This window comes from Halarcobacter anaerophilus (assembly GCF_006459125.1).
In the GTDB taxonomy this organism is placed as follows: Bacteria; Campylobacterota; Campylobacteria; order Campylobacterales; family Arcobacteraceae; genus Halarcobacter; species Halarcobacter anaerophilus.
The window spans coordinates 2243680-2268507 of sequence record NZ_CP041070.1 but is presented as its reverse complement, the minus strand read 5'-3'; the positions used below and the strand labels follow the sequence as shown (position 1 = coordinate 2268507).

Annotated in this window: 24 protein-coding genes; 12 read left to right on the top strand and 12 right to left on the bottom strand. The window is 30.1% G+C overall.

The features are described from left to right. The first annotated feature begins 5 nt into the window (after positions 1-5). From AANAER_RS11310 to mnmE, 8 genes are all read left to right on the top strand, one after another. A complete protein-coding gene (locus tag AANAER_RS11310; protein WP_129082260.1) occupies positions 6-2171 on the top strand; it encodes an ATP-binding protein in 2166 nt (721 codons plus the stop codon). 62 nt (positions 2172-2233) lie between these two features. Then, positions 2234-4810 carry an ATP-dependent Clp protease ATP-binding subunit gene (locus AANAER_RS11305; RefSeq protein WP_129082259.1) on the top strand — a complete coding sequence of 859 codons (2577 nt, stop codon included), beginning with the start codon at positions 2234-2236 and terminating at the stop codon, positions 4808-4810. Positions 4811-4897: 87 nt separating this feature from the next. Next, positions 4898-5032 (top strand): 50S ribosomal protein L34, encoded by a 135-nt coding sequence (rpmH, locus tag AANAER_RS11300; protein WP_044417745.1) that lies wholly within the window; start codon positions 4898-4900, stop codon positions 5030-5032. Further along, on the top strand, positions 5020-5370 hold the full coding sequence (rnpA, locus tag AANAER_RS11295; RefSeq protein WP_129082258.1) for a ribonuclease P protein component: 351 nt from the start codon (positions 5020-5022) through the stop codon (positions 5368-5370). Before rpmH ends, rnpA begins: the two co-directional genes overlap by 13 nt. Next, positions 5354-5686, top strand: coding sequence for a membrane protein insertion efficiency factor YidD (gene yidD, locus AANAER_RS11290; RefSeq protein ID WP_129082257.1), 333 nt, complete (start codon positions 5354-5356; stop codon positions 5684-5686). The genes rnpA and yidD overlap by 17 nt, the downstream gene beginning before the upstream one ends. Then, a complete protein-coding gene (gene yidC, locus AANAER_RS11285; RefSeq protein WP_129082256.1) occupies positions 5679-7292 on the top strand; it encodes a membrane protein insertase YidC in 1614 nt (537 codons plus the stop codon). Before yidD ends, yidC begins: the two co-directional genes overlap by 8 nt. Before the next feature lie 12 nt (positions 7293-7304). Beyond that, positions 7305-8198, top strand: coding sequence for a Jag N-terminal domain-containing protein (locus tag AANAER_RS11280; protein WP_044417751.1), 894 nt, complete (start codon positions 7305-7307; stop codon positions 8196-8198). Positions 8199-8201: 3 nt separating this feature from the next. After that, positions 8202-9542, top strand: a complete 1341-nt coding sequence (gene mnmE / locus AANAER_RS11275) for a tRNA uridine-5-carboxymethylaminomethyl(34) synthesis GTPase MnmE (protein WP_129082255.1) — start codon at positions 8202-8204, stop codon at positions 9540-9542. A gap of 16 nt (positions 9543-9558) precedes the next feature. On the opposite strand, the gene AANAER_RS11270 is transcribed toward mnmE, so the two are convergent. Next, positions 9559-10587, bottom strand: coding sequence for a hypothetical protein (locus tag AANAER_RS11270; protein ID WP_129082254.1), 1029 nt, complete (start codon positions 10585-10587; stop codon positions 9559-9561). Between the two features lie 104 nt (positions 10588-10691). Here AANAER_RS11270 and AANAER_RS11265 point away from each other — a divergent pair, with 104 nt between their 5' ends. Then, positions 10692-11921: a BaiN/RdsA family NAD(P)/FAD-dependent oxidoreductase gene (locus tag AANAER_RS11265; protein ID WP_129082253.1), complete on the top strand. Its 1230-nt coding sequence runs from the start codon at positions 10692-10694 to the stop codon at positions 11919-11921. Here the strand turns inward: AANAER_RS11265 and AANAER_RS11260 are convergent, their stop codons facing one another. Together AANAER_RS11260 and AANAER_RS11255 are read right to left on the bottom strand one after the other, a co-directional pair. Then, positions 11922-12398, bottom strand: coding sequence for a SixA phosphatase family protein (locus AANAER_RS11260; protein ID WP_129082252.1), 477 nt, complete (start codon positions 12396-12398; stop codon positions 11922-11924). An 81-nt stretch (positions 12399-12479) separates the two neighbouring features. Then, positions 12480-13001: a SixA phosphatase family protein gene (locus AANAER_RS11255; protein ID WP_228711160.1), complete on the bottom strand. Its 522-nt coding sequence runs from the start codon at positions 12999-13001 to the stop codon at positions 12480-12482. A gap of 130 nt (positions 13002-13131) precedes the next feature. On the opposite strand from AANAER_RS11255, the gene AANAER_RS11250 reads away from it, so the two are divergent. Continuing rightward, entirely contained in the window at positions 13132-13821 is a 690-nt protein-coding gene (locus AANAER_RS11250; protein WP_129082250.1) for a response regulator, read from the top strand. A gap of 1 nt (position 13822) precedes the next feature. On the opposite strand, the gene AANAER_RS11245 is transcribed toward AANAER_RS11250, so the two are convergent. Next, positions 13823-14125, bottom strand: a complete 303-nt coding sequence (locus AANAER_RS11245) for a hypothetical protein (RefSeq protein ID WP_044417762.1) — start codon at positions 14123-14125, stop codon at positions 13823-13825. Positions 14126-14252: 127 nt separating this feature from the next. Between AANAER_RS11245 and htpX the strand changes: the two genes are divergently transcribed. Further along, positions 14253-15104: a zinc metalloprotease HtpX gene (gene htpX, locus AANAER_RS11240; RefSeq protein ID WP_044417764.1), complete on the top strand. Its 852-nt coding sequence runs from the start codon at positions 14253-14255 to the stop codon at positions 15102-15104. Between the two features lie 22 nt (positions 15105-15126). Here the strand turns inward: htpX and AANAER_RS11235 are convergent, their stop codons facing one another. After that, positions 15127-15717 carry a DUF134 domain-containing protein gene (locus tag AANAER_RS11235; RefSeq protein WP_129082249.1) on the bottom strand — a complete coding sequence of 197 codons (591 nt, stop codon included), beginning with the start codon at positions 15715-15717 and terminating at the stop codon, positions 15127-15129. 341 nt (positions 15718-16058) lie between these two features. Here AANAER_RS11235 and AANAER_RS11230 point away from each other — a divergent pair, with 341 nt between their 5' ends. Beyond that, a complete protein-coding gene (locus AANAER_RS11230) occupies positions 16059-16400 on the top strand; it encodes a NifB/NifX family molybdenum-iron cluster-binding protein (protein WP_044417767.1) in 342 nt (113 codons plus the stop codon). A gap of 25 nt (positions 16401-16425) precedes the next feature. Here AANAER_RS11230 and AANAER_RS11225 read toward each other — a convergent pair whose 3' ends face one another. The 7 genes from AANAER_RS11225 to AANAER_RS11195 form a co-directional block, all read right to left on the bottom strand. Then, a complete protein-coding gene (locus tag AANAER_RS11225) occupies positions 16426-18414 on the bottom strand; it encodes a TonB-dependent receptor domain-containing protein (protein WP_044417769.1) in 1989 nt (662 codons plus the stop codon). Between the two features lie 155 nt (positions 18415-18569). Then, a complete protein-coding gene (locus AANAER_RS11220) occupies positions 18570-19046 on the bottom strand; it encodes a MarR family winged helix-turn-helix transcriptional regulator (protein ID WP_129082248.1) in 477 nt (158 codons plus the stop codon). Between the two features lie 24 nt (positions 19047-19070). After that, positions 19071-19817 (bottom strand): ABC transporter ATP-binding protein, encoded by a 747-nt coding sequence (locus AANAER_RS11215; RefSeq protein WP_164969349.1) that lies wholly within the window; start codon positions 19815-19817, stop codon positions 19071-19073. Next, the gene (locus AANAER_RS11210; protein ID WP_129082246.1) at positions 19810-20823 is read right to left on the bottom strand and encodes a FecCD family ABC transporter permease; all 1014 of its coding nucleotides are present in this window, start codon (positions 20821-20823) and stop codon (positions 19810-19812) included. Before AANAER_RS11210 ends, AANAER_RS11215 begins: the two co-directional genes overlap by 8 nt. Next, entirely contained in the window at positions 20820-21890 is a 1071-nt protein-coding gene (locus tag AANAER_RS11205; protein ID WP_129082245.1) for an ABC transporter substrate-binding protein, read from the bottom strand. Before AANAER_RS11205 ends, AANAER_RS11210 begins: the two co-directional genes overlap by 4 nt. Before the next feature lie 37 nt (positions 21891-21927). Next, complete coding sequence (locus AANAER_RS11200) at positions 21928-23895, bottom strand: TonB-dependent receptor domain-containing protein (RefSeq protein WP_129082244.1); 1968 nt, start codon at positions 23893-23895, stop codon at positions 21928-21930. Between the two features lie 152 nt (positions 23896-24047). Further along, entirely contained in the window at positions 24048-24800 is a 753-nt protein-coding gene (locus tag AANAER_RS11195) for an SAM-dependent methyltransferase (RefSeq protein WP_129082243.1), read from the bottom strand. Positions 24801-24828 lie beyond the last annotated feature (28 nt).

The window sequence follows — 24828 nt, the reverse complement described above, 5'->3', positions numbered from 1 at the left end:
TGAATATGAAAAATAGAAGTTTGAAAAGAGTGATTTTACAAGTTTTAATCTTTTTTACCATGTCCGTAATTGTAATAATCGGAATTTTATCAATTATCAATATATATAATTCAAAAGTTGATTTAATAAAATTTAATCAAAACTTAGTGTTAAACCAAGTAAATAATAAAATTTATTCTATGGTACACAATATTGAATATATTTCAGAGTATATCTCAAAAAAATATTCTACAAATAGTTCAAATCAAGCTTTACAAAATCTATTGGAGACAAATAGAGATATCTCTTCAATTTTTATACTAAATAAAGATGGAATCTTAGAAAATTTTTATATAAAAGCAAAGACGAGAGAACATCATATATATAAAGGTTTTGATTACTCAAATAAAGTCTATTATAAAAAGTTAAGAGATAAAAACAGTTATTGGTCAAATCTGTTTTTATCTTCTATTGATGAAACTCCCACACTTTCTTATAGTTTTAAGATGAGAAATAAAATAGGTGTTATTTTAATTGATATAACCCAAATCTCAAATTTTATCGGTAAATTTAGAAATCAAGACGAGAGTTATATGATCAGGGTTTTTGACAGAAATTCTGTTTTGGTTATAAACCCGGTTGATATAAAATACGTATTGCAAAGATATAATGCCAGTTCAACAGAGACTTTCACTAAATTGGTAAAAGAAAACAGCCCTTTAAAACAAGATATATTTTTCTCCGCTTTAGACGAGGAAGAACAATTCGGTTCATATCTGAAAAACAGTAAAACAGGCTGGTATATTATTGTAAGAGAGAGCTTTAGCGAGATATTAAAATCTCTAAAAAGTGTTATTTTAACGTATGTTATTCTTATTATCTTTTTTATAATTATTGCAGTGTATTTGTCTTTTTTAATTTCCAAAAGAATATTTCTTAATTTTGATAAAATTCAAGCTGTTACTTCGCATATTGCAAACGGCAATTATGATGAAAAAGTAGAAGAATCCTCTTTTGATGAATTTAATAAACTTTTAAAGAGTTTTTACAAAATGCAGAAAGAAATAGATAAAAGAGAGGATAGTTTAGAAAAATCACTTGAGAGTTTTAAATCTCTTTTTAATTCAACAATGGAATCTGTCGTATTGTCAAACTGTGATGAAATAATAGATGTAAATGATGTTACTGTAAAACTTTTTGGATTTAAATCAAAAAGTGATGTAATCGGTAAAAATATGTTTGATTATATTGTTGATGATTACAAAGATGTGATAAAAGAGAATCTTAAAAAAGATGTAAAAGAGCCTTATGAAATAGAGTGCATAAAAGATGACGGTACTATTATTCATGCATTAGTGCAAGGAAAATTTTTAGAATTAAATTCAAAAATAGTAAGAGTATCGGCTTTAATTGATATTACTGAAGTAAAAAATAAAGATAAACTTCTTTTTCAACAGACAAAAATGGCATCTATGGGTGAAATGATAGGAAATATTGCTCATCAATGGCGACAACCTTTAAATGTAATAAGTACAAGTGCAAGCAGCGTAAAACTTGAAAAAGAGTTTGGAGTATTAGATGATAAACAATTAAACAATTCTATGGATACAATTGTGCAAAATGCTTTATATTTGTCAAAAACAATAGATGATTTTAGAAACTTCTTTAAAACAGATAAGAGTTTGGAATCTTTTGAGTTAAAAGAAGTTGTTCAAAAGGCTTTAAAACTTCTTCATTCAAGTATATATAATCATAATATAAAAGTTATAACAAAATTTTCTAATAGAAAAATAATAGTCGAAGGTTATCCAAATGAGTTTATTCAGGTTTTGATTAATATAATAAACAATGCAAAAGACGCTTTTTTGTCTAATCAAATAGAAAATAGAATAATCGAAATAAGAGAAGAGATACATGAAAAATGTTATAAACTTAGAATACTTGACAATGCGGGAGGAATTCCCGATAGTATTATTTATAAAGTTTTTGATCCCTATTTTACTACAAAACATAAGTCTCAAGGTACAGGAATAGGACTTTATATGTCACACCAAATTATAGTAGATCATATGAAAGGTGATTTTTATGTAAGAAATATTAATTACAGAGATAAAAATCAAAATTTTAAGGGGTGCTGTTTTACAATTAAACTTCCTAAAAATTCACTAAATGATTATATTTATGAAATTTAACTTGACAAAATAACACTCAACTTGCTATAATCTAATTAGCAATTAAAGATTAGGAGTGCTAAATGAACAAATTATTCGAGAAATTAACTAACCAACTGGCTGAAACTATAGATTCTTCTTTAGCTTTGGCATTACATAATAAAAATCAAGAACTTGAAGTAATACACTTATTGTGGGCATTATTAACAAATACAAATTCTGTTTTAAACCAACTTTTAAATAAAATGAATATTGACAAAGCTGCGATTGAGCTTGAAGCAAAATCTTATGCAAGTAAACTGCCGTCAGTTTCAAACCTAACGAAAGAGAATATTAAACTATCAAGGGCTTTTGTAGAGAGTTTACAAAAAGCAGAAGGAGAAATGGCAAAAAACGGAGATAAATTTATTGCCGTAGATACTTGGCTTGTGGCAAATTTTGATTCAAAAGTTATGAAAGAGGTTTTAGGTAAATATGTAAATTTACTTGATGCAAAAAAAGAGCTTGAAGCAATGAGAGCGGGAACTACCATTGACAGTGCAAGTGCCGATGAAAACCTTGAAGCTTTGGAAAAATACGGAATTGACTTAAACAAAAAAGCAATAGACGGTGAACTTGATCCCGTAATCGGTAGAGATGAACAAATTACGAGAATGATGCAAATTCTTATAAGAAAAACAAAAAACAATCCGATTTTATTGGGAGAACCGGGTACAGGTAAAACTGCCATTGCAGAAGGACTTGCTCAAAGAATAGTAAATAAAGACGTTCCAACTTCTTTACTAAATAAAAGAGTCGTAACACTTGATATGAGTTCTTTGATTGCAGGTGCAAAATATAGAGGTGAATTTGAAGATAGATTAAAAAAAGTTATTGATGAGGTAAAAAAAGCAGGAAATATTATTCTGTTTATTGATGAGATTCACACAATAATAGGAGCCGGTGCCAGCGAAGGTTCAATGGATGCGGCAAATATTTTAAAACCAAGTTTGGCTAGAGGTGAACTTCATACAATAGGTGCAACTACCTTAAAAGAGTATAGAAAATATTTTGAAAAAGATGCAGCAATGCAAAGACGGTTCCAGCCTGTAAATGTTGACGAACCAAGCGTAAATGAAGCTTTACAAATTTTAAGAGGTATAAAAGAGAGACTTGAAACACACCATAACGTGACAATCAACGATTCTGCTCTTGTAGCAGCTGCAAAACTAAGTGACAGATACATTACGGACAGATTTTTACCTGATAAAGCTATTGACTTAATTGATGAAGCAGCAGCAGAGCTTAAAATGCAAATAGAGAGTGAGCCGACACCTTTATCACACATTAAAAGGGAAATACAAACTATTAATGTGGAAAAAGAGGCTCTTAAAATGGAAAAATCTAAAAAAAATGATGAAAGATTAACCGAAATTGAAAAAGAACTTGCAAATTTAAATGAAGAAAAACAAAATCTTGAAGCAAGATTTGAGAATGAAAAACAGACTTTTAATGCCGCAAGTGAATTAAAATCAAAAATTGAAGAGCTTAGAGTAAAAGCTGCAAGAGCAAAAAGAGAGTCGAATTTCGAAGAGGCTGCATCAATCGAATACGGTGAAATCCCAGCTTTAGAGAAAAAAATTAAAGAGAATGAAGAAAAATGGCAAAGAATGCAAGAAGAGGGGACTCTACTTAGAAATTCCGTAGATGAAGAAGCAATTGCAGGTATTGTGAGCAGATGGACGGGAATTCCCGTAAATAAAATGATGGATTCTGAAAAACAAAAAGTTTTAAGAGTAGAAGATGAACTTAAAAAAGATGTTGTAGGACAAGATGAAGCCTTAAAAGCTATAAGCAGAGCCATTAAAAGAAATAAAGCGGGACTTTCTGAAGAGAGTCGACCAATCGGTTCTTTTATGTTTTTAGGACCTACAGGTGTGGGTAAAACCGAAAGTGCAAAAACTTTGGCAAGATTTTTATTTGATGATGAAAAAGCACTTATTAGATTTGATATGAGTGAATATATGGAAAAACACACCGTAAGTAGACTTATAGGTGCAGCTCCCGGATATATAGGATATGAAGAGGGCGGACAATTAACCGAAGCTGTAAGAAGAAAACCATATAGCGTAATTTTGTTTGATGAAATTGAAAAAGCACATCCAGATGTCTTTAATATACTTTTACAAGTTTTAGATGACGGTAGGTTAACCGATAACAAAGGTGTTACAGTAGACTTTAAAAATACGATTATAATCTTAACTTCAAATATAGGAAGTGCAAAAATCATTGAAATAAGTGATAAAGAGGAGAGAAGAAAAGAGGTATTAAATGAGTTAAAAGCCTATTTCAGACCTGAATTTCTAAATAGACTTGATGATATTATAATTTTTGAACAATTAGGATTAGAAGCTATTACCAATATAGTAGATATTTTATTTGCTAATATTAAAAAAAGAGTTGAACAAAAAGATATTGAGATCTCTTTAACCGACAAAGCAAAAGAGTATATAGCAAAAGTAGGATTTGATCCTGTATATGGAGCAAGACCTCTTAAAAGAGCCATTTATGAAGTAGTTGAGGATAGATTGGCAGATCTTATTTTAGAAGATAAAGTCTCTGAAGGGTCTAAAGTAGAGTTTGATATTCAAAACGATCAAGTAATAACAAATATAAGTTAATTATTATAAAATACTTAAACTAAAGAAAGTTTAAGTATTGTTTAAATATAATACGCGACTTAATTTGTGAATAGAGGAACTTAGATTATGAAAAGAACATATCAACCACATAACACGCCAAGAAAAAGAACACACGGGTTTAGAATTAGAATGAAAACTAAGAACGGAAGAAAAGTTATCAAAGCAAGAAGAGCTAAAGGTAGAAAAAGATTAGCTGTTTAAGCAAAAAACACCGTCTTAACAATTCTAAAGATTTCAATCAGATATATAAAAGCGGCAAAAAGTGGCACACAGCTTCTTTTGTCGCTTTTTTTACGCCTGGTGAAAAGTTGCAAATAGCCTTTGTCGCTTCAAAAAAAGTGGGCAATGCAGTACAAAGAGCTAGGGCAAAAAGAAGATTAAGAGCTTTGTATCTAAATTATGAAAACAAAGTACAAACGGGGAAATATATTATTGTCGCAAAAAACAGTGCAATTAATAGGGGTTCCAAAGAACTTCAAAAAGATTTTTTGTTTGCAATAAAAAAGCTGCAATTATTTAAAAATGAAAAGACTTTTTAAATATCTAATAAGATTTTATCAAAAATATCTGTCGGTTATTTCACACGGCAGCTGCAGATATTATCCAACATGTTCAAATTATGCTCTTTGGCAGTTTGAGAACAATACTTTCTTTAAGGCAATTTATTTTACAATATTGCGCATATTAAAATGTAATCAATTTTTTGAAGGTGGATTTGACTATCCCATAGTAAAAGTTGCAAAACATAATAATATAAATTTTAAAAAAATAAAAGTTAAATATTGGTTTGTTCCGATATCTAACGATAGATACCTCATAGTAAAAAATCGGGAGTGGAAGAGTAGTAATGAATAATTTTAATCAAGATAACGGTATGCAAAAAAGAATGTTAATCATGACGCTAGTCGTGTTTATCTTTTTTATAGCTTATGAATTTTTAGTATTAAAGCCTCAACAAGAGGAAAAACTGAAACAACAAGAAATAGCTAAACAGCAAAAACAGAATGCGGCTCCTGATGTTGCAACCGGTGATTCAATGGTTCAAAATGCACCGACAAAAGATAGTATGTCAAAATCGATAAATGCTTTATCTAGCAAATCAATCGGTAAAGCGGATATTATAACAACAATAACAACGGCAAAAAATAGTATTGAAATAGACAAATTAGGTAGAGTGGCACAAGTTACCCTTTTAGAACCTAAATATAAAGATGAAGAGGGAAATCAAATAAAACTTTTCGAAGCTGATCAGTTAAGACCTTTGGAAGTTAGATTTGCAAACACCGATATAAATAACAAAGCTTTTGAAGTTGCATATACTACAACTTCATCTTCTGTTGATGCTACAAAACAGCCTCAAACTTTCACTTTAACTCAAAATATAGATGGACTTATCTTAACAAAAGATTTTACGGTTTATCCTGACGGACATTATGACCTAAAAGTTAAAACTTCTCAAAAAGAGCAGTTTTTTATTACAAACGGATTTAGACCCAATGTTTTAGCAGATATGTATGCAGACCACGGAGCTTACGTAAAATTAAACGACGGAACAATGGAATTAACTTCTGATGAAAAATTAGAAAAAGTTAAATCATATACAGGAATTAAATTCGTATCAAATTTTGACAGATATTATGCAACCGTGATTTATAATTTTAAAAATTCAATGCAAATATCATTAATGCCTGATAATAACGACAATCCACAATCTTTTGTACATGCTTTGGGAGAAATAGATTTTTCAGGATATATGGGACCTAAAAACTTCAATGATTTAAAAGCTTTAAATCCAGAGTTAACAGACGTAATTGAATATGGATGGTTTACTTTTATTGCCAAACCTATGTTTACTTTCTTACAGTTTGTTCACTCATATGTAGGAAACTGGGGATGGACCATTGTCGTTTTGACTATTATTATTAAACTTATTTTATATCCGTTATCATACAAAGGTATGGTATCTATGCAAAAACTAAAAGATCTTGCTCCTAAAATGAAAGAGATCCAGGTTAAATACAAAGATGATAAACAAAAACAATCTATGCATATGATGGAGCTTTACAAGAAGCACGGAGCAAATCCGATGGGTGGTTGTCTGCCTTTACTTCTTCAAATTCCGGTATTCTTCGCAATTTATAGAGTTTTATTGAACTCTATTGAACTAAAAGGTGCCGAATGGATTTTATGGATACACGATTTAGCTGAGATGGATCCATATTTTATTTTACCGATATTGATGGGTGCATCTATGTTTATTCAACAAAAAATTACACCTAATACTATGCAAGATGAGATGCAAAAGAAGATTTTCCAAATGTTGCCTGTAATATTTACATTCTTCTTCTTATGGTTCCCTGCAGGTTTGACTCTTTATTGGTTTGTAAATAACGTATTTACTATTGCTCAACAATATTCTATAAATAAAATATTTGAGAGACAAAGAGCTGCTAAAAAGTAGTAGGAGACTATTATGAAACAATTCGAAGGTAAAAGTTTAGAAGAGGTTTATGAGTTAGCATCAAATGAGTTTGGTTGTTCTATAACGGAATTGGACATAGATATAATTCAGCAACCGGCAAAAGGCTTTTTAGGAATAGGGAAAAAGAGTGCCGTTATTGAGGCAATTCCTAAAAAGAGCCGAAGAAAAGATCTTAGAAAACACAAAGAACATAAATTTAGAAAAAAAGATATAAAAATCGAAGAGTTTTCAAAAAGAGTTGAGGAGTCTCATAAAAAAGATGAAAAAGCTCAACAAAGAAAAAGAAGTGAAGAGAGAAAAAAGGAGCAGAAATTACACTCTGTTCCAAAAGTAGAAACAAAAGAAAAAATTTTTGATAACTTCTATAATGAAGATAACGGAAGAAGAGAAGTTTCGAAAATCATTGTAAAAAAAGATAAAGATGAAATCTTAGAAGAGGTTAATGAAGGTTTAATCTCTTTATTTAAAGATACTTGTTACGGAATTGATAATATAAAAGTAGAGTTCTACGACGATAATACTTTGTATATTGAATTTACAGGTGAAGACTCGGCACTTTTAATAGGAAAAGAGGGTTATAGATATAAAGCCCTTTCATATATTTTATTTAATTGGATAAATGAAAAATATGGGCTTATGTTAAGACTTGAAGTAGCAGAATTTTTGAAAAATCAAGAATCTGCAATTCATAACTATTTAGAACCTATTATTGAAATAATAAAAGAAAAAGGGAGTTTCAAGACAAAACCTCTTGACGGAATATTGGTTCATATAGCGCTGAAAAAACTAAGAGAAGAGTTCCCTGAAAAATATGTTGCAGTAAAAACAAATATTAGGGGAGATAAATACGTACTTGTAAATGAGTACAGAAGTAAAGAGCAATAAAAATTGTTAGAAGATGATACAATTGTAGCAATAGCTACGGCAAACGGTATAGGTTCTATATCGATAATCAGAGTAAGCGGAAACGAAGCATTAAATATAGCTTTAAAACTTACCAAGAAAAAAGAGTTAAAAAACAGACTTGCAACTTTGTGTTCAGTTTATAATCTAAGCGGTGAAATTATAGATGAAGCACTTCTTATATACTTTAAAAATCCTTTTTCTTTTACGGGTGAAGATGTTCTTGAGTTTCAATGTCACGGCGGTATTGCTATTTCAAATATAATTATGAATGAAATTTTAAAATGCGGTGCACGATTAGCCCAACCGGGAGAGTTTTCAAAAAGAGCTTTTTTAAACGGAAAAATAGATCTTACAAAAGCAGAAGCGATTGCCAATATAATAGAAGCACGAAGTGAAGATGCAGTAAAACTGCTGGCAAAACAGTTAAAAGGCGAATTAACGAATTTTGTAAATGATATTAGAGAAGATTTACTTTTTATGTTGGCTTATACGGAAGTTAATATCGATTATGCCGAAGAGGATTTACCCGAAGACATTTTTCAACAAATCGAAAATAAACTTAATAAAATCACAATTAAACTACAAGATACTTTGGAAGCTAGTAAGAGAAGAGAAGGTCTTATCGAAGGTTTTAAAGTAGCAATTATCGGAAAACCCAATGTAGGGAAATCCTCTTTATTAAATAAACTTCTAAACTTTGACAGGGCAATTATTTCAGATATTGCGGGAACTACCAGAGATACGATTGAAGAGAGTGTAAGAATCGGAACTCATATTATCAAAATAGTAGATACGGCAGGAATAAGAGAAGCTGACGATATAATCGAAAAAATAGGTATTGAAAAATCTATTAAAGCTGTTGAAGAGGCTGATATTATTATTTCATTGTTTGATAATAACAAAGAGTGTGACAATGAAGATGAAAAAATTCTTACACTTTTGGAAAACAGCGGTAATAAAGAGATAATAAAGGTATTAAACAAAGCAGATTTAGAAAACTGTTTTGATAAAACAAAACTTGATAATTTTATAGAACTAAGTACAAAAGAGACAATTAATCCTTTAATTAAAAAGCTTGAAATAATTTTGGATTCAAATACTCATAGCGATGATATGACTTTAGTTTCTACAAGACAAATAGAAGCGGTTGAACAAACGCTTCATCATATAAACAAAGCTGCAGAGCCCCTACAAAGCGGTGAATTAGAGTTCTTCGCTTATCATATAAATGAAGCTTTATTAAATATCTCAAATATTACAAGACCTTATGAAAACGATGAGATGTTAGATGTAATGTTTGGTGCTTTTTGTTTAGGGAAATAGTTTAAATTAAACTATTTCACACTACTAAATCCACGCTTGTAACAACTCCTGCTTCCCCGTTTTCTTTTAAAAAAATACTAGACTCTTTTAAACTTGCAGTTTGGTCTGCATAACCGTCTGAATAATTAAATCCCGTTGCAATAGATGATAAATATATTGCTCCTATTCCGCTTTGGGACATTGTGATTAATTTATTTTCTCCTTTTTCGTCTATTTGCCAGATTTTTAGATTATTAAAGATTGAATCTGCCTCATCTATCCAATTATTTCCGTCTTCATCATAAGCTCTTAACTCTTCAAAACCGTCACCGCTGTTTGGACCGAAGAGTTCTTTTCCATTGTCTATTTTATTGTTATTGTTTTTATCCAATACTAAAAAACCGCTTCCTTTTTTTAATAAAGGAATCTCTTCTTCTATTCCGTCACTGTTTAAATCAAACTCAAATGTTAAATTCCGGCTGATATTATCAAATTGGTTTGTTTCTCCCTCATAATTTATAATAAGAGGATCTTGTAAATTAATACCTGCAATATCTATTTTTGTTTTATGCTGTTCATAAAACTCTTGGGAAAAAGATAAATTAAGGTCTATATTAAAAGAGCCGTTATTTGTATTTATTTGTGCAGAAGAAGAAAAATCAATACTACTTTTCTGATAGTATATTTCCGTACTTTCATAACTTGCGGCAAAAGTATTAATATTCATATCCCTTGTAAAACCGGGATTAAAATCATAATTTTTGTTTTTCTCAACATTTGCAAAAGGGAAAAGTTCAAATTTCTCTTTTTTACCTTGAAATTTGCCTAGCAGTATCTCAATAATAAGTTTTTTAATTCTATCTTCTGCTGACATTAAATCTTCGGAATTATAAACCAAAGTTTTGGAGTAATAATACTCTGTAGATATACTCATATTTTTTTCAATTTCTTGGTTTTGAGTATCATTGAGTCTTTGGCTTACCAAAGTTTGGCTTACTGATGACTCATGTTGTTGAACAAAACTACTTGCCGACTCCATATTCACATTATATGATTCAATTAGCATAAGGTATCCTTTTAAACTATATTTAAGAATTGTATAGTAAATAATCTAAAATATAATTTAAGCAATAAAACTACTTGTTAAAAGATTTTGGATAATATATCGCCATGAAAAATAGTGAGTATGATTTAATAGTTATCGGTTCAGGTGCAGCAGGGATGATATCTGCGATTATCGCTGCAAGAGAGGGCAAAAAAGTATTATTGTGTGAGCAAAAAGATAAATTAGGACCTAAACTTAAAGCAACAGGCGGAGGTAAGTGTAATCTTACAAATACCCTTTCAAATGAAGATTTTATGAACTCTTTCGGTAAAAACGGAAAATTTATGAGTGAAGCAATTTTAGCTTTCAATCATAATGATTTAATAAGTTTTTTAAAAGAGATAAGAGTTGATACTCATATTCCAGACGGTTTTCGCGTTTTTCCGGTAACCCACAACTCTTTAACTATAATAGAAGCTTTGCAAAAAGAGTTGCAAAGAGTAAATGTGGAGATAAAAAAAGCTACAAAAGTAAATGATCTGATATGTGAAAATGAGACTATAAAAGGTGTAATAGCAAAAGATAAAAATTTTTATGCTCCAAATATAATCGTAGCTACGGGAGGTTTAGGTTTTTCATCTCTTGGAGCAAACGGAGACGGTTTTGAATTTGCTAAATCTTTGGGGCATAAAATAACTGAGTTATATCCTGCTATGTTGCCTTTAATTACAAAAGAGAAATGGGTTGCAAATTGTAAAGCCGATACTATAGCAAAAGCGGAAATTAGAATAAATTTAAAAAAAGCAAAAAAACTTAAAGCCTGCGGGGATTTGATTTTTACTCCAAAAGGAATCAGAGGTCCTGTTGTATTGGATTTTTCAAGAGAGATAACACCTTTGTTAGAAAAGTATGAAGAGGTTCCTCTTTTTGTCAATATGATAAAAGGGAAAAATGAAGAAGAACTTTTTCAACACTTTAAAAAGTTTTCTACACTAAATATAGAAGAGACTCTGTCTAAATTGCTGCCGGTTTCTGTTATAAAAGAGATTTGTACTTTAGTTGGTGCAGATTTTAAGAAAAAGTTTAAAGATTTAGAAGGTTCTACAAGAGAAAAACTTGTTAAAACTATAGTTTGGACACCTCTTACGGTGATTGATCACGTAGGCTTTGAAAAAGCGATGATTACAAGAGGAGGGGTTAGTTTAAAAGAGATTAATCCAAAAACTATGCAGAGTAAAATAATTGAAGGTCTGTATTTTTGCGGTGAAGTAATGGATTTGGACGGTCCTTGCGGCGGTTACAATTTGCAATGGTCTTTTGCAAGCGGAAACTTGGCAGGAAAACTTTTAAAATAATTAAATTTTAATAAGTTCTACAAAGTTTGAATTACTTTTATCTATATCTATCCATGAATTACAGTTAAACTCTATTTTTACGGCATTTCCCATTTGAAGTTCTTCTTTAAGATTACCGAAGGTAAGGGCAAGTGCTGTAAGAGCAGGATTATGCCCTACAATTAAAAGTGAGTTTACACTATCATATGTATAAGTTATTGATTCAATTAATTCATTTAAAAAAGCTTGGTAAATTACTTCGTTAAACATGATATTCTTATCATAGCCAATCTCTTGAGCTACTATTTGAGCTGTTTGTCTTGCTCTTATTGCAGGGCTTGAAACTATTAAATCAGGAAGAACTTCTTTTTGTTTTAAAAGTTTTCCTATTTTTTTGGCATCTTCAAAACCTTTTTTACTAAGAGAGATATCATAATCATATTCATAGTCGTTTTGAATCTCTTTTTGTGCATGTCTTAAAATATATAACTCTTTCATAAAACCTCTTTGTATATAAAACTATAAGCAGATTCTAAAACATTTATGATAAAAAAAAATTGAAAAAACCGATTTTTAAAATTATTTTTTTAAAAACTTCTTAGGATACTCAAAAGAGATAAGTTTTGCATTTTTTTTGGTAGCTTCTCTCCAACTGTCGCAATCAAACTCAATCTCAACAATTCCGCAAGTAGGCAGTCTTTCATTAAAATCAACTAAATAAAAAGCCAAAAGGTTTAATCCGGGATTATGTCCTACTAAAAAAACATCATCATACTCGTCCGCAATAAAGTTTAAAACTTCTAAAAGAGTTTTTAATGAAGCTTCATATAGATACTCGTTATATAAAATATCTTCATGATATCCGACTTTTTTTGCAATTTTTTTTGCTGTTTCTCTTGCTCTATAAGCAGGTGAAGAGATAATTACATCAGGGAAAACATTTTTTTTGTATAAAAGATCACCCATGAAAGGTGCATTTTTTTTGCCTCTATTATTTAAAGGTCTATCAAAGTCTTCAAGTTCTTTATTGGACCAATCAGATTTTGCATGTCTTATTAAATAGAGTCTTTTCATATTATCCCTTTTTAAAAGTTTTTCCATTATATCTGTTTTTATTATAAAAATTTTATAAAAAAATAAACATTTTATTTTATTTTTAAAAAAAACTTTAAAAAATAAATTATAGATAGTTTTGATATAATAATTGTGTAAAACTTATTTAAGGTAGTTATTGAAAAAAGAGAACAAAGTAAAAGTTTTAATAGTAGAAGATGAAAGTATCGTGGCATTGGATATAAGCAGAGCATTAAAACTAATGGGTTTTGAAATTGTAGCTTGCGTAAGAAATTGTGAAGATGCCCTTGCTTGCGTAAGAACTAAAGTTATAGATATTGTTTTAATGGATATAAATTTAGGAAGTGAAAAAGACGGAATTTTTACCGCAGCACAGGTAAAAAAGATTAAAAATTTACCTATTATTTTTCTAACGGCATTTTCAGATGAAGAGACTATAGACAGAGCCGTCTCTTGTGATCCCGTAGGTTATTTGACAAAACCTTTTAATAAAAATGAACTTAATTCTACGATAAAAATTGCAATTAACAGACTACAAAAAAGAGAAGAAAAACTTAAAGAAAACGGATATGAACTTCTTTACGACAAATTTTACTATGATAAAGAATCCCAGTCTTTATATTATGATGATATTCCTATAAAATTAAGTAAAAACGAAAAAATTTTATTAACCCTTTTAGTAAATACAAAAGGAAAAATCCTAACCTTTGAAGAGATTGAAAACTATATTTGGCCCGAAAGAGTTGTTTGTGATAGTACAACAAGAAGTCTGATTCACAGATTGCGTTGTAAAACCGATCCTAATTTAATCGAAACTATTCCGGGGTTTGGTTGTAAATTAAAATAATCTATTTTTTATCAAGAGAGTCTCTTATCCCTTTTAATAAAAAAAGAATATAAAAAACAATTAAATATGCAATGGTATAAGGCACAAAAATTTTACAAAAAGTAAATACTCCTTCTAGAAAATTCCATTTGAATAAGCCTATACTCTCATTAAGAGCATTAAATATAATAATAGAAAATCCCAGCCAAAAAATTATCGGTAAAAATTTTTCAATAAAATTTGTGACTATACTTTTTTCAAAATCAAAATCTTTACTATGCTCATAAAATTTAAAAGAGTCTTCTTTGTGCGTAATTTTTTTCATCTTATTTCTCCTATAGATATATTCTACAACTTTTGCGTTACAGTTTGCGTTGCAAAAATGAAAAAAATATTAAATTTTTATTAACCATAAAATGATAGAATATTAAAAAAATGTTGAAAGGAGATTTATGGAACAAGCTAAAACAATATTTTTATTGACTCTTTTGACAGTATTATTCGTATCAATTGGATTTTATTTCGGTGGAACAAATGGAATGCTTATAGCCTTTTTATTAGCAGGAGGAATGAATTTTTATGCTTACTACTATTCTGATAAACAGGTTCTAAGACACTACAATGCAACACCTATAGAAGATGTAAGACATCCTGTTTACAGAATAACTCAAAAATTGGTGCAAAAAGCAAATCTTCCTATGCCGAAGGTTTATTTGATTCCCGATCATACTCCAAATGCTTTTGCAACGGGGAGAAACTATGAAAATGCGGCAGTTGCCGTTACAATGGGATTATATGAGATGTTAAATGAAAAAGAGTTAGAAGGCGTAATTGCCCATGAACTTTCTCATATAAAACATTATGATATGTTAATAGGAACGATTGCGGCAGTTTTTGCGGGAGCTATTGCAATGATTGCAAATATGATGCAGTTTTCTGCAATGTTTGGAGGAAATAACAACAGACAAGGCGGAAATCCGATTATTATGATTTTAATGGCAATTTTGCTTCCTTTGGCAGCTTCAATTATACAAATGACGGTAAGCAGAAGCAGAGAGTTTATGGCAGACGAAGGCGCTGCAAGATTAACGGGAAATGTTGAAGGGCTGCAAAGTGCATTGGCAAAATTGGATAATTACGCAAAAGGCGGACATCCAATTCATAATGCAACGGAAGAAACAGCACATATGTTTATTATAAATCCTTTTTCAGGGATGAAAGATGCTTTTGGATCTTTATTTAGAACTCACCCTTCGACAGAAGATAGAATTGCAAGGTTAGAAGAGTTAAAACATGAATTATAAAAATAGAAGCTTTTTTTAGCTTCTATTGAAAAATACTTACAAGTTTGTCTTCTGTAACCTCTTCTTGCAAAATAGGATAAATTCCCTTTGCAATCAAAGAAATCTTTAAATCATAATCAATATCTTCTATTAAAAAATAGTTGACCGTATAATCGTATAACACATCGGGTAAGACATTACATGCAGCATCATTTTCATTGTTGTATGCCGGGTTTTGAATACAGTTAGACGATTTTAATCTATAATCCTTAATAAAAAATATCCAAATATATTTAGCTTCAGGTCCTGCATAATCAAGTTCCGTATTACTGTTTGAACAGGCTGCAACATGAAACTCGTTTTTAATCTCATGAACTTTTATATTACTTCCTGTAATCAAAGCTAAAGATATCTTTTTCCTTGCACTTTTAATAATCCTTGCAAATGTTGCTCTTGAGACATTCATTTTTTTTGCCGCATCTTCTTGATACATACAAAAAGAGTCCATTAAATGGATTGCTTCAAGCTCTTCATGCAGTAGTATTACATCTTGTTTCGCTTTTATATCTTTAGGTCCAAAATATTTTGAAACGGGTTTTAACTCTAACTTTCTTTGCAGTTTCTCTCTTGCCATTTTTATACCTTATTTCAATAATTTTAATAATATCATATATTAATTAAATAATACTTGACATATGTTCAAAAAACTGATACAATTCTGTCATATGTTCATTAAGTAGTATTTAGTTTGACTTTTTAGTGCACTTGTACAATAAAAAATAGTGATCTTCTCTCAGTGGTAACCTTTTTGGTTTCCGTTATTGTACAAATTGTATATAAATATTAGCTTTAACAGAATATATTTTTAAGCATCAGTTTTGTTAGGATAACACATAATTGTCTTTTCCCTAGTCATTACTTTTTTTCACTCATCCTGACACCAAGCTGATGTTTTAAACTTTTAGGAAATGAAAGATGACTAAGTTTGTATTCCCTACAAAAGAGCAGTTAAGTTATATATCTCCTGTTGAATCTGGATTTGAAGATTCTGAATATTTAACGATATTATCGTGCATTGGACAAGAGATTGATTCTGTGGATATTATTCAAAATCCTTATTTGGACAATGAAAATAAATTTATGGAAATGTGTAAAGACGAACATATAAATGTCGTAATGTCACCCAAAAAGAATCATTTACCTATAAAAGAGTTACAAGAAAACGGTATATCTGTTTATAAAGTTGATACAAATAAAAAAGTATTAAATATTTTTAGTGATTTTGTTCAAGATAAATTAGAAAGGCTTAACTCTTAATTTTAGGAGCTAAGCTTTTTCTTTTTTAAAAAGTATATTTCAAACTGAATTTAAAGTTTCTTCCAGGTTCATATCTATAGTAATCTTCATCGCTTTTAGATGCAATAGTAGAGTGTTTTCCGTAAGTTTTATCGGTAATATTATCAACTCCTGCGTAAAATGTCCAAGAATTGTACTCTTTTGGAGTATATTTTAAACTGATATCATGGGTAACGTATCCGGGTCTATCTATTTGATTATCAATTCCTTTTATGGCATTTAAGGTATATCCTAAATTTAGAGTCTCATTTATATCATAATAATTATTCCAAACAAGTCTTTTGCTGTCGTATGCTCCTATTCTTCTAATTGCTATTGCTTCATCAACTCCTGTTGTACTTGTAGAGTTATCATTTATCTCTTGAGCATCAATATATGAGTATGAAAGATTTGTTGTATAGTTTTCATAATTCCATAATAGTTTAATCTCAAAACCTTTTGTTTTAAAATCATCTGAGTTATTATAAATATCTGCTAAGGTTCTTCCACCTTCTCCGCTTCCTCCGTCAATATCTCTAGCTAAAATTAGATTTTCAATAGTAGTTTTAAAAAGACTTACATCAAAAGTGAAATAATCGTTTTGCGTAAGAAGATTATTTGTATTATATTTATATCCGATTTCGTATTTTTTTGCAGTTTCTGCTTCTAGATTATCCGAATAAGAGGTATTTTCTTTAACTTTTGTCAGCCAAGTGAAAGGAATAATTCCTGTCATTCTGCTGCTTTGACTATAATTGGCATAGATTTTTGAATTTTCATTTAGTTCATAATCAAATCCTATATTAGGAGAGATTGTATTATCCGTTGCTTTCCCAAAGCCCGTCTCAAATTCATAATCATCAAATCTCAAACCGTAATAGATGTTTAAATTCTCAATATTCATTCTGTTTTGAAGAAAAAGGGCTCTATTTTTTGAATATGTATCTGATACAAAATCCGTATATGTTTTATCATGAACAGAGTAGAAATAATCTGAAATACCGTGCTGCTTCTCATATTGAGCACCTAAGGAAAGTTTATTTTTTGTATTTAAAAAATCAAAGTTAAAGTGGTTTTGAATTTTAAAACCAAAGGTCTTATTTTTGTATTCCGTATTTATCTCTTCTCTTTCTAATACGATTTGACTTAAGTTTAAATTTGTATCTAAGTTTATTAAATTAGTTGGATTATAGTTATGTTGTAGTGCATAGTTTGTGGTTGTTGAAGTGATTTTTTCTAAATCAGTAGGATTAGGAATGGCATCGGTTCCTCTCCATTGTGAGTCACCACTGTTTTCATTTTGACTTATTGTTACTCTTAGATCATTGTCTTTTACATCAAGCAAACTAAATTTAACCAAATAATCTCTATCTTTATATGCCGTTGCTATTTGATCTTTACCTGTTCCATCTTCGTAGTTGTCATTATTTACGGCAGATACATTTGCATATACTCCAAAATAAGAGTTTACTACATCATAGGCTATTAAACTTCCATGTTTTGTATTAGCATTTGTTCCATAACCTGTTTTTATAATTCCACCGTAATTTTTCCCGTGGCTAACAAAATCTTGGGCATCTTTTGTGGTCATTATAATAGAACCGCCTAAAGCTCCCGAGTTATCGGAAGCATCAGTATATGTTTTTACCTCTACTTGTTTTAAAATATCGGGATTTATACCAAGTTCATTTCCTCTGTGTTGAAACATATTCTTACCTTGTCTAGCACCGTCTAGACTGATATCCAAGTTACTGCTTTCAATACCTCTTATATAAATTCTTTGAACATTTATTGCTCCTCCTCCTACATCAATTGAAGAATTGTTTTTAAACAAATCAAAAAGGGAATTTACCTGAGTATTTTGAGCTCTTTGCAAATCTATTTGGATATTTCCTGCCTCTGATGATTGGGCAATTACATCAACATCATTTAAAGTCTGTGATTGCGCAAATAGCGAACTAGAAAGAAGAATTGATAGACTTATATATTTTTTCATTTTTACCTCTTTGTATATTTGCAACTTAGTTGCATTAAATTTCGGAATTATACAAAATGCAACTTAGTTGTAAATTAAAATAGGTATTTATTATAATAATCTTTATCAATTTATAGTGTGGAAAAAGTCTTTCTAAAACAAAAGTATTTAAGTAATTATATTAGCGCTTCAATCTTTAGTGAGTTATTAATATCTTCTTCCAAAGCTTTTTTATATATTTCTTGAAGTACTTCAAAAGTAGTATCTATTTTTTCTTGTTCTACACCCTCTAAGAGTTGTTCTATATTGTTTTGACCCACTTGTGCAAGTTCTTCTTTTAGTTTAAAAGCTTTAGGCGTAGCTTCAATAAGCAGGGCTCTTTTATCTTTTGGATGTTTGATTTTACGGATATAACCTTTTTGTTCCATTCTTTTTAAAGTCATGGTAAGGTTTGAGGGTTCAGTAAGCGTTTTTTCGCATAATTCTCTTTGAGACATAGCCCCGTAAGTAAATAGTTTTAAGATTATTTGTCTTTGCTCAATAGTAATTTCATATTTACGAAGCTTTTGATTTAATCTTTGTCGCAGCTTCGAATGAACTCTGGCAATTAAAAAACCTAAACATGCTTTGTCGTCATCTCTTTTTTTATCCATAAAAAATATAATACAATAAAATATCTAATAAATTACTTTTTTTTCTCCTTTAAAATCTATTAAGTTAAGCTCTACTTCATAGGCAGTTGAAAGTGTATCTTCTTTTAATTGCTCTTTTTCTCCGTAAAAAACCTTTTCGCCGTTTTTTAGAAGCAAGATTTTATTTGCATATTTAAAAGCAAGATTTAAATCATGTAAAACTACAAAAGTCGTAAGAACTCTTTGTTTGGTCATTTTTTTTGTTATATCCATAATTTCAAGCTGATTTTTTATATCTAAGTGGTTTATGGGTTCATCCAAAAAAAGGATATCTCCTTCTTGTACTAAAGATCTTGCAATTAATACTTTTTGGAATTCTCCTCCACTTAAATTTAGGACGTTTTTCTTTTTAAAATCGTTTAAATGAAGCTCTTTTATTATATCTTCACATTTTATATAATCCTCTTTTTTCGGGAAAAATCTCATATGAGGTTTTCTTCCTAATAAGATGCAATCTTCAACACTGCATGGAACGGCTTTTGTTGTTTGTGGAAGATATGAAATGAGTTTTGCCAACTCTTTATTGTTATATTGTTCTACTCTTTTTTTAGCTATTAGAATCTCTCCTGAAGTTTGGGTTATGAATTTTCTAAGAAGTTTTAAAAAAGTACTTTTCCCCGCTCCGTTTGGTCCAATTATTGCAGTAATATCACCGTTTACAGAGTTTAGACTTATATCTTTTAAGATTTGTCTGTTTTTTAAAAAATAGTTTAAATTTTCTGTTTTAATCACGTAACGACCTTTTAATAAGAATAAATAAAAATAGGGGAACTCCTGCAAAAGCGGTTAAAATTCCTACAGGTATAGTAATTGGAGATAAAACTAATTTTGCAAGTAAATCCGCTCCCATAAGAAAAACTCCTCCTAAGATTGATGATGAAAAAAACAAAAAATGATGTTTGGGATTTTCAAAAAGAAGTTTTATAATATGAGGAGCAATTAAACCTACAAAACCTATGATTCCGTAAAATGCAGTTGCAATTGCCGCAAGTAAAGAGGAAAACAAAAGAGCATAAATTCTAAGGGTAAAAACTTTTACTCCCAGACTTTTTGCATGATTATCCCCCCAAACAATAGTGTTAAAATCCCAGCCTCTTAAGATAACAAAAAACATCCCAATAAGCCAGAAAGAAGATACGAAAATAATTTCTGTCCATTTCCCTTTGCTTAAATCTCCAAAAGTCCAAAAAATTGCTGCTGCTAATTGATCATCGTTTGAAAAATATTGAAGCAACATTGTTGCCGCATTAAAAAATGCGGCAATAGCAACTCCTGCTAAAATAAGACCTTGGGAATTTATCTTTTTAATTGTAGAAAAGATTAAAACAAACAAAGAAGAGATTAATGCTCCTACAAAGGCTCCAATAACAATAAAGCTGATATTTTCACCTGCTATACTAAAAGTTGCAGAGCCTAAAATAATAATACTAAAAGAGGCTCCAAAAGCCGCACCTTGAGAAAGTCCTAAGGTAAAAGGCGAGGCTAGGGGATTTTTTAGAACACTTTGTAAGATTGCCCCTGAGAGGGCTAAAACTGCACCTACGCAAAAAGCCGATAACATTCTTGGAATTCTAAGTTCCCAGATTAAATATGTTAGATTACTGTTTTGGGAATTAAAAAATAGTGCATTGAAACTCTGTTTAAAACTCATCTCCACATAGCCCAATTTTAGAGTTAAAGCAAAAATTAAAAAGGCAAAAATAGAAAGAAAAAACCAAAAACTCTTTTGTGATATCATAGCTTTATACTCTCTGTTTGAAGTTGGTTATTTTCAAGTTTTACTTTTTGGAAACCTCCTGTGTCCTCTTTTATCATTTTATATAAAGGTTCTCCTACAAAATGAGTAAAAATTTCATCTGCTTTTTTTACAGGATCCAAATCTTTATATATTTCAGGATAAATCTGTTTAGCTATAAAAAAACTGTTTGCCAGCATTTGATCTAGGTTTACATAATAAAAAGTATTGGGAAGAGTAATATATGTTTGATTTTTTAAAGCTTTAAGTTTTTTAAAATACTCTTTGTCTTTGTCAAACTCTGTTTTGACTAACTGCCAGCCTGCATAATCTAAAAATATAATAGGAGGATTTTTTAAAAGAAGATACTCTTTATTTACAAAAAGATGACCTGTTTTTTGAATATCTTTGGCAATATTTGAAATATTTGCCAGTTTAAAAGGCATAAAATCAGCTTGGGTGCTTGTAATTCCTTGTAAACCTTTATATGCAACTGCTCCAATATAGGCATTTTTAGGATTTTCTATTTTTTTAAACTGTTTTTGCAGATCTTTTATATAACTAACTAACTCTTGTGCTCTTGTTTCTTTGTTTAAAACTTTTCCCATGATTTCAAAAGATTTATAAATATGCTCAAAATCAATTTGGTTTAAGCCGTATCCTACAACAATTACCGGAATATTTAGTTGGGAAGAGAGCAAATCTGCCTCTTTTTTATCTTGAGTTATTGTAAAAATAACATCAGGATTTAAGACTTTTATAGCTTCAAGGTTAGGGCGTTTTGCTCTTCCTCCTTGACCTACTATAGGTATATTTTTTGCCCAATTTCTATTTACATAAGTATAAGTTCTTTTTTTTATATCTTTTAATTCAATAGATTCTATACCTAAAACAGTATCTTTTGCATTTAGATATGTTACATAACTTAAACTTGTACCTAAAGCAATTATCTTTTTTACGGGTTTATTTATCGTAATTTCTCTGTTTAGAACATCTTTTATTTTTATCTCATTTGAAAAAGCAAAACTATTTAATATAAAAAATAGTATTAGTAATTTTATATTTTTCATATTTTCAACTCCTTGTTTTATATTTTTTTATTTAAGTTTAAAAACTATATTTTAAGCTTACTCTTACGTCTCTTCCGGGTTCTGCTACAGCTATGCCGCCGCTTGTAAGTGAGGTTTGTGCAACATACTCTTTATCGAACAAATTGTTAACAGCTAGAGAAAAAGTAAGATTTTTATACTCCCTTGGAGTAAAAGAGGCTGAAATATCATGTACTGCATATCCTGCTTTATTATTTACGTTATCCGGTGCATCATCATTTTCAAAAACTCCCGTAATTGTGTAACCAAGCATTAAATTATCACTTGGAAAGTATCTAAAGTCCGTAATTAATTTATCCCCGTAACTCCCTGCTAATCTTTTTGTTGTTCCTATAAAAGTTTTGCCGTCTTGTTCTACATCAACATGAGAATATCTAAGAGATAATTTGAAATTTTCAATTTTATAGTCACCGCTTATTTCAAAACCTTTTGATTGGATATCATCGTCATTTATAATATCACTGATGGGTGCTCCCATTTGACCTCCTGTTCCAACTATTATCGGATCCATAATATCTGTTTTAAAGAGTGTAAGTTTTAGACCTAAATTATCATTATTTGAAAAAACATTAAAGCTTTGCCAAGTAGCACCTAGTTCAATTTTTTTAGCTTTTTGAGGATCTAAATCTTTTGTAGAAGAACCGTTAAAAGTAAGATTAGGAGATAAATTGCTAAGCCAGCCTACAGGAATAGTATTTGCTCCGCTTACACTCTCTCCATATCCTGCAAAAAGTACTAAGTTATCGGTTAAAGAGTAATCGGCATTGATATTAAAAGAACTGTTTTCATCACTTGCTTTTTTATAGATTAAATCATTTTCAAAATCATCGTATCTTGCCCCAAAAGATAGGTTGATTTTTTCAAAAGCCATTCTATTTTGTACAAATAAACCTTTGTTTTTATATTTAATTCTTCCAGTATCGCTTATCCCTTCCTCTTCTTCATAATCTGCACCAAGAGTTAATTTGTTTAAAAAAAGATTATTATCAAGTTCAAAACTATTTCTAATATCTCCACCTTTACCTTCGGTTTCTATATCTGCTGAACTATCCCTTTCTAAATAACTAAGAGTTGTATCGTTTTTATAAAGTTTAAAATTTGTATTTATATAGGGATTTAGAGGATTGTATTTATGGTTTAAAATAGTAGTTTTTCTTTCAATTCTTTGTCTCTCTAATTCATTTGTTCCATTTGGATCAAAATATCCCATATCACTTCCCGGACCGCCTGCTTGATATAATCCTTCCTGAGTATTTTTTTCCGTACTTATTCTCAAATCATGATTTTTTAAATTAAGTAGAGAAATTTTTGCCAAATAGTTGTCAACTTCTTCGGATGAGCCTTCAACTGTTCTTCCGTTTCCTGTTTTATAATCATCTCCGTCACCTTTACTTCCGTAAAACAAAATTCCTAAATGTTGATATTTCCCGTAAAGTGCCAAACTGTTTTTATAAGAGTCGTCAATACTGCTAAAACCGCTTTTTATAAAAGCGCCTATATTTTTCCCGTCTTCTAAGAGGTCTTGTGCATCGACAGTCTCTAATTTTACGCTACCTCCAAGGTTTCCTGGACCAGAATCTGCTGTTGCTACGCCTGGATTTACACTTACTGATTTAAGCAAATCCGTATCAATATTACTTAATCCACCTCTGTGCTGATGTAAATCTTTGCTAAGTTTTGCTCCGTCAATAGTGATATTTGTTAAAGCTTCACTTATTCCTCTTAGGTAAAATCTTTTTGCATTTGGACTTCCTCCTGCAATATCTAAAGAAGTGTCATGCCGTAATAGTTCACTTAAGTTTCTTGGATTTGATCTTTTAGCATCTATTAAATCTAAAGATTTTTCTTGTTGTTCCACTACGGTTAGAGGAACCAATTTTTGAACATTTTTATCTGCATCGTTTTGTGCATACATTGTACTTGAAGCAACAGTAAGTAAAAATAGACTTCGCTTTTTAAGATTCATTTCTTAATCCTTTTATGATAGTAATTATTAAAATTGATATGAAAATGTACAGCAGTTTAGATAAATTATAGCTTAAATAGTTATTTGAATAACTATTTAAGCTGATTTGTTTTTAGGATTTTTAGTATCTGTTTTCTAAGAAGTTTTATTTTTTATTTAAGGAAATTACCCACATAAATAAGTTTGTAAAAAGGTAGATTATCGCCGATTTTATCTTTGATTGTTTCTAGTGTTGCTATAACAACTTTTTCTTCTTCTTTAAAACCGGCATCACTTACAACGGCGATTGGCATATCTTTTGGATAAAGGGTGAGTAAATGTTCTATAAAACCGTCAAACTCTCTATTCATAAAAAATACCATTGTTGACCCTGCTTGTGATAGTTTATCTATTAATTTATTTTCTGCTCTTCCAACTGTTAAGGTAACGCCGCTTTCATCTTTTGTTCCGCCTATAATTGAATTTTGTAAAGCTGCATTTGCTGCGTTAAAACTTGAAATTCCCGGAATTATTTTCGGATTTAAATCTTTAAACTCTTTCATATACCCCATTTGAGGACCGTAAACCGTTGTATCACCGTTTTCTAATATAACAATTTTTTTTCCCTCATCGTAGGCTTCTCTTATAGTCTTTCTTACTTCATTTTCTAATTTTTTTGTTTCATCTTCACTCATTTTGGTGTCACCTTCTTCCATAAAAAGGGTATGCCCTGCTGTATATACAGGTTTTTCGCCGATAAGTTCTTTATATTTACCCGCTTCTCCTTTCATTGTGAAAACAATATCAGCGTTTTTTATAGCTTTATATGCTTTAAGGGTCATATTATCCAAATCGCCGGCTCCCGTGCTTACGATAAGCAGTTCACCTTTTTTTGAAGATGTATCTTTTGTACTATTTTTTTCCATATTTATCCTTTTGATAGTAATTATTAAA

Bases quoted from the DNA above. Each gene is read 5' to 3' on its own strand.
- yidD (WP_129082257.1), top strand. From the start codon at position 5,354: ATGAAAAGACTTTTTAAATATCTAATAAGATTTTATCAAAAATATCTG.
- AANAER_RS11260 (WP_129082252.1), bottom strand. From the start codon at position 12,398: ATGAAAGAGTTATATATTTTAAGACATGCACAAAAAGAGATTCAAAAC.
- AANAER_RS11225 (WP_044417769.1), bottom strand. From the start codon at position 18,414: ATGAAAAAATATATAAGTCTATCAATTCTTCTTTCTAGTTCGCTATTT.
- AANAER_RS11265 (WP_129082253.1), top strand. From the start codon at position 10,692: ATGAAAAATAGTGAGTATGATTTAATAGTTATCGGTTCAGGTGCAGCA.
- AANAER_RS11245 (WP_044417762.1), bottom strand. From the start codon at position 14,125: ATGAAAAAAATTACGCACAAAGAAGACTCTTTTAAATTTTATGAGCAT.
- AANAER_RS11255 (WP_228711160.1), bottom strand. From the start codon at position 13,001: ATGGAAAAACTTTTAAAAAGGGATAATATGAAAAGACTCTATTTAATA.
- AANAER_RS11270 (WP_129082254.1), bottom strand. From the start codon at position 10,587: ATGCTAATTGAATCATATAATGTGAATATGGAGTCGGCAAGTAGTTTT.
- AANAER_RS11310 (WP_129082260.1), top strand. From the start codon at position 6: ATGAAAAATAGAAGTTTGAAAAGAGTGATTTTACAAGTTTTAATCTTT.
- AANAER_RS11205 (WP_129082245.1), bottom strand. From the start codon at position 21,890: ATGAAAAATATAAAATTACTAATACTATTTTTTATATTAAATAGTTTT.
- AANAER_RS11210 (WP_129082246.1), bottom strand. From the start codon at position 20,823: ATGATATCACAAAAGAGTTTTTGGTTTTTTCTTTCTATTTTTGCCTTT.
- AANAER_RS11280 (WP_044417751.1), top strand. From the start codon at position 7,305: ATGAAACAATTCGAAGGTAAAAGTTTAGAAGAGGTTTATGAGTTAGCA.
- AANAER_RS11200 (WP_129082244.1), bottom strand. From the start codon at position 23,895: ATGAATCTTAAAAAGCGAAGTCTATTTTTACTTACTGTTGCTTCAAGT.
- yidC (WP_129082256.1), top strand. From the start codon at position 5,679: ATGAATAATTTTAATCAAGATAACGGTATGCAAAAAAGAATGTTAATC.
- AANAER_RS11195 (WP_129082243.1), bottom strand. From the start codon at position 24,800: ATGGAAAAAAATAGTACAAAAGATACATCTTCAAAAAAAGGTGAACTG.
- htpX (WP_044417764.1), top strand. From the start codon at position 14,253: ATGGAACAAGCTAAAACAATATTTTTATTGACTCTTTTGACAGTATTA.
- AANAER_RS11305 (WP_129082259.1), top strand. From the start codon at position 2,234: ATGAACAAATTATTCGAGAAATTAACTAACCAACTGGCTGAAACTATA.
- rpmH (WP_044417745.1), top strand. From the start codon at position 4,898: ATGAAAAGAACATATCAACCACATAACACGCCAAGAAAAAGAACACAC.
- AANAER_RS11230 (WP_044417767.1), top strand. From the start codon at position 16,059: ATGACTAAGTTTGTATTCCCTACAAAAGAGCAGTTAAGTTATATATCT.
- AANAER_RS11235 (WP_129082249.1), bottom strand. From the start codon at position 15,717: ATGGCAAGAGAGAAACTGCAAAGAAAGTTAGAGTTAAAACCCGTTTCA.
- AANAER_RS11220 (WP_129082248.1), bottom strand. From the start codon at position 19,046: ATGGATAAAAAAAGAGATGACGACAAAGCATGTTTAGGTTTTTTAATT.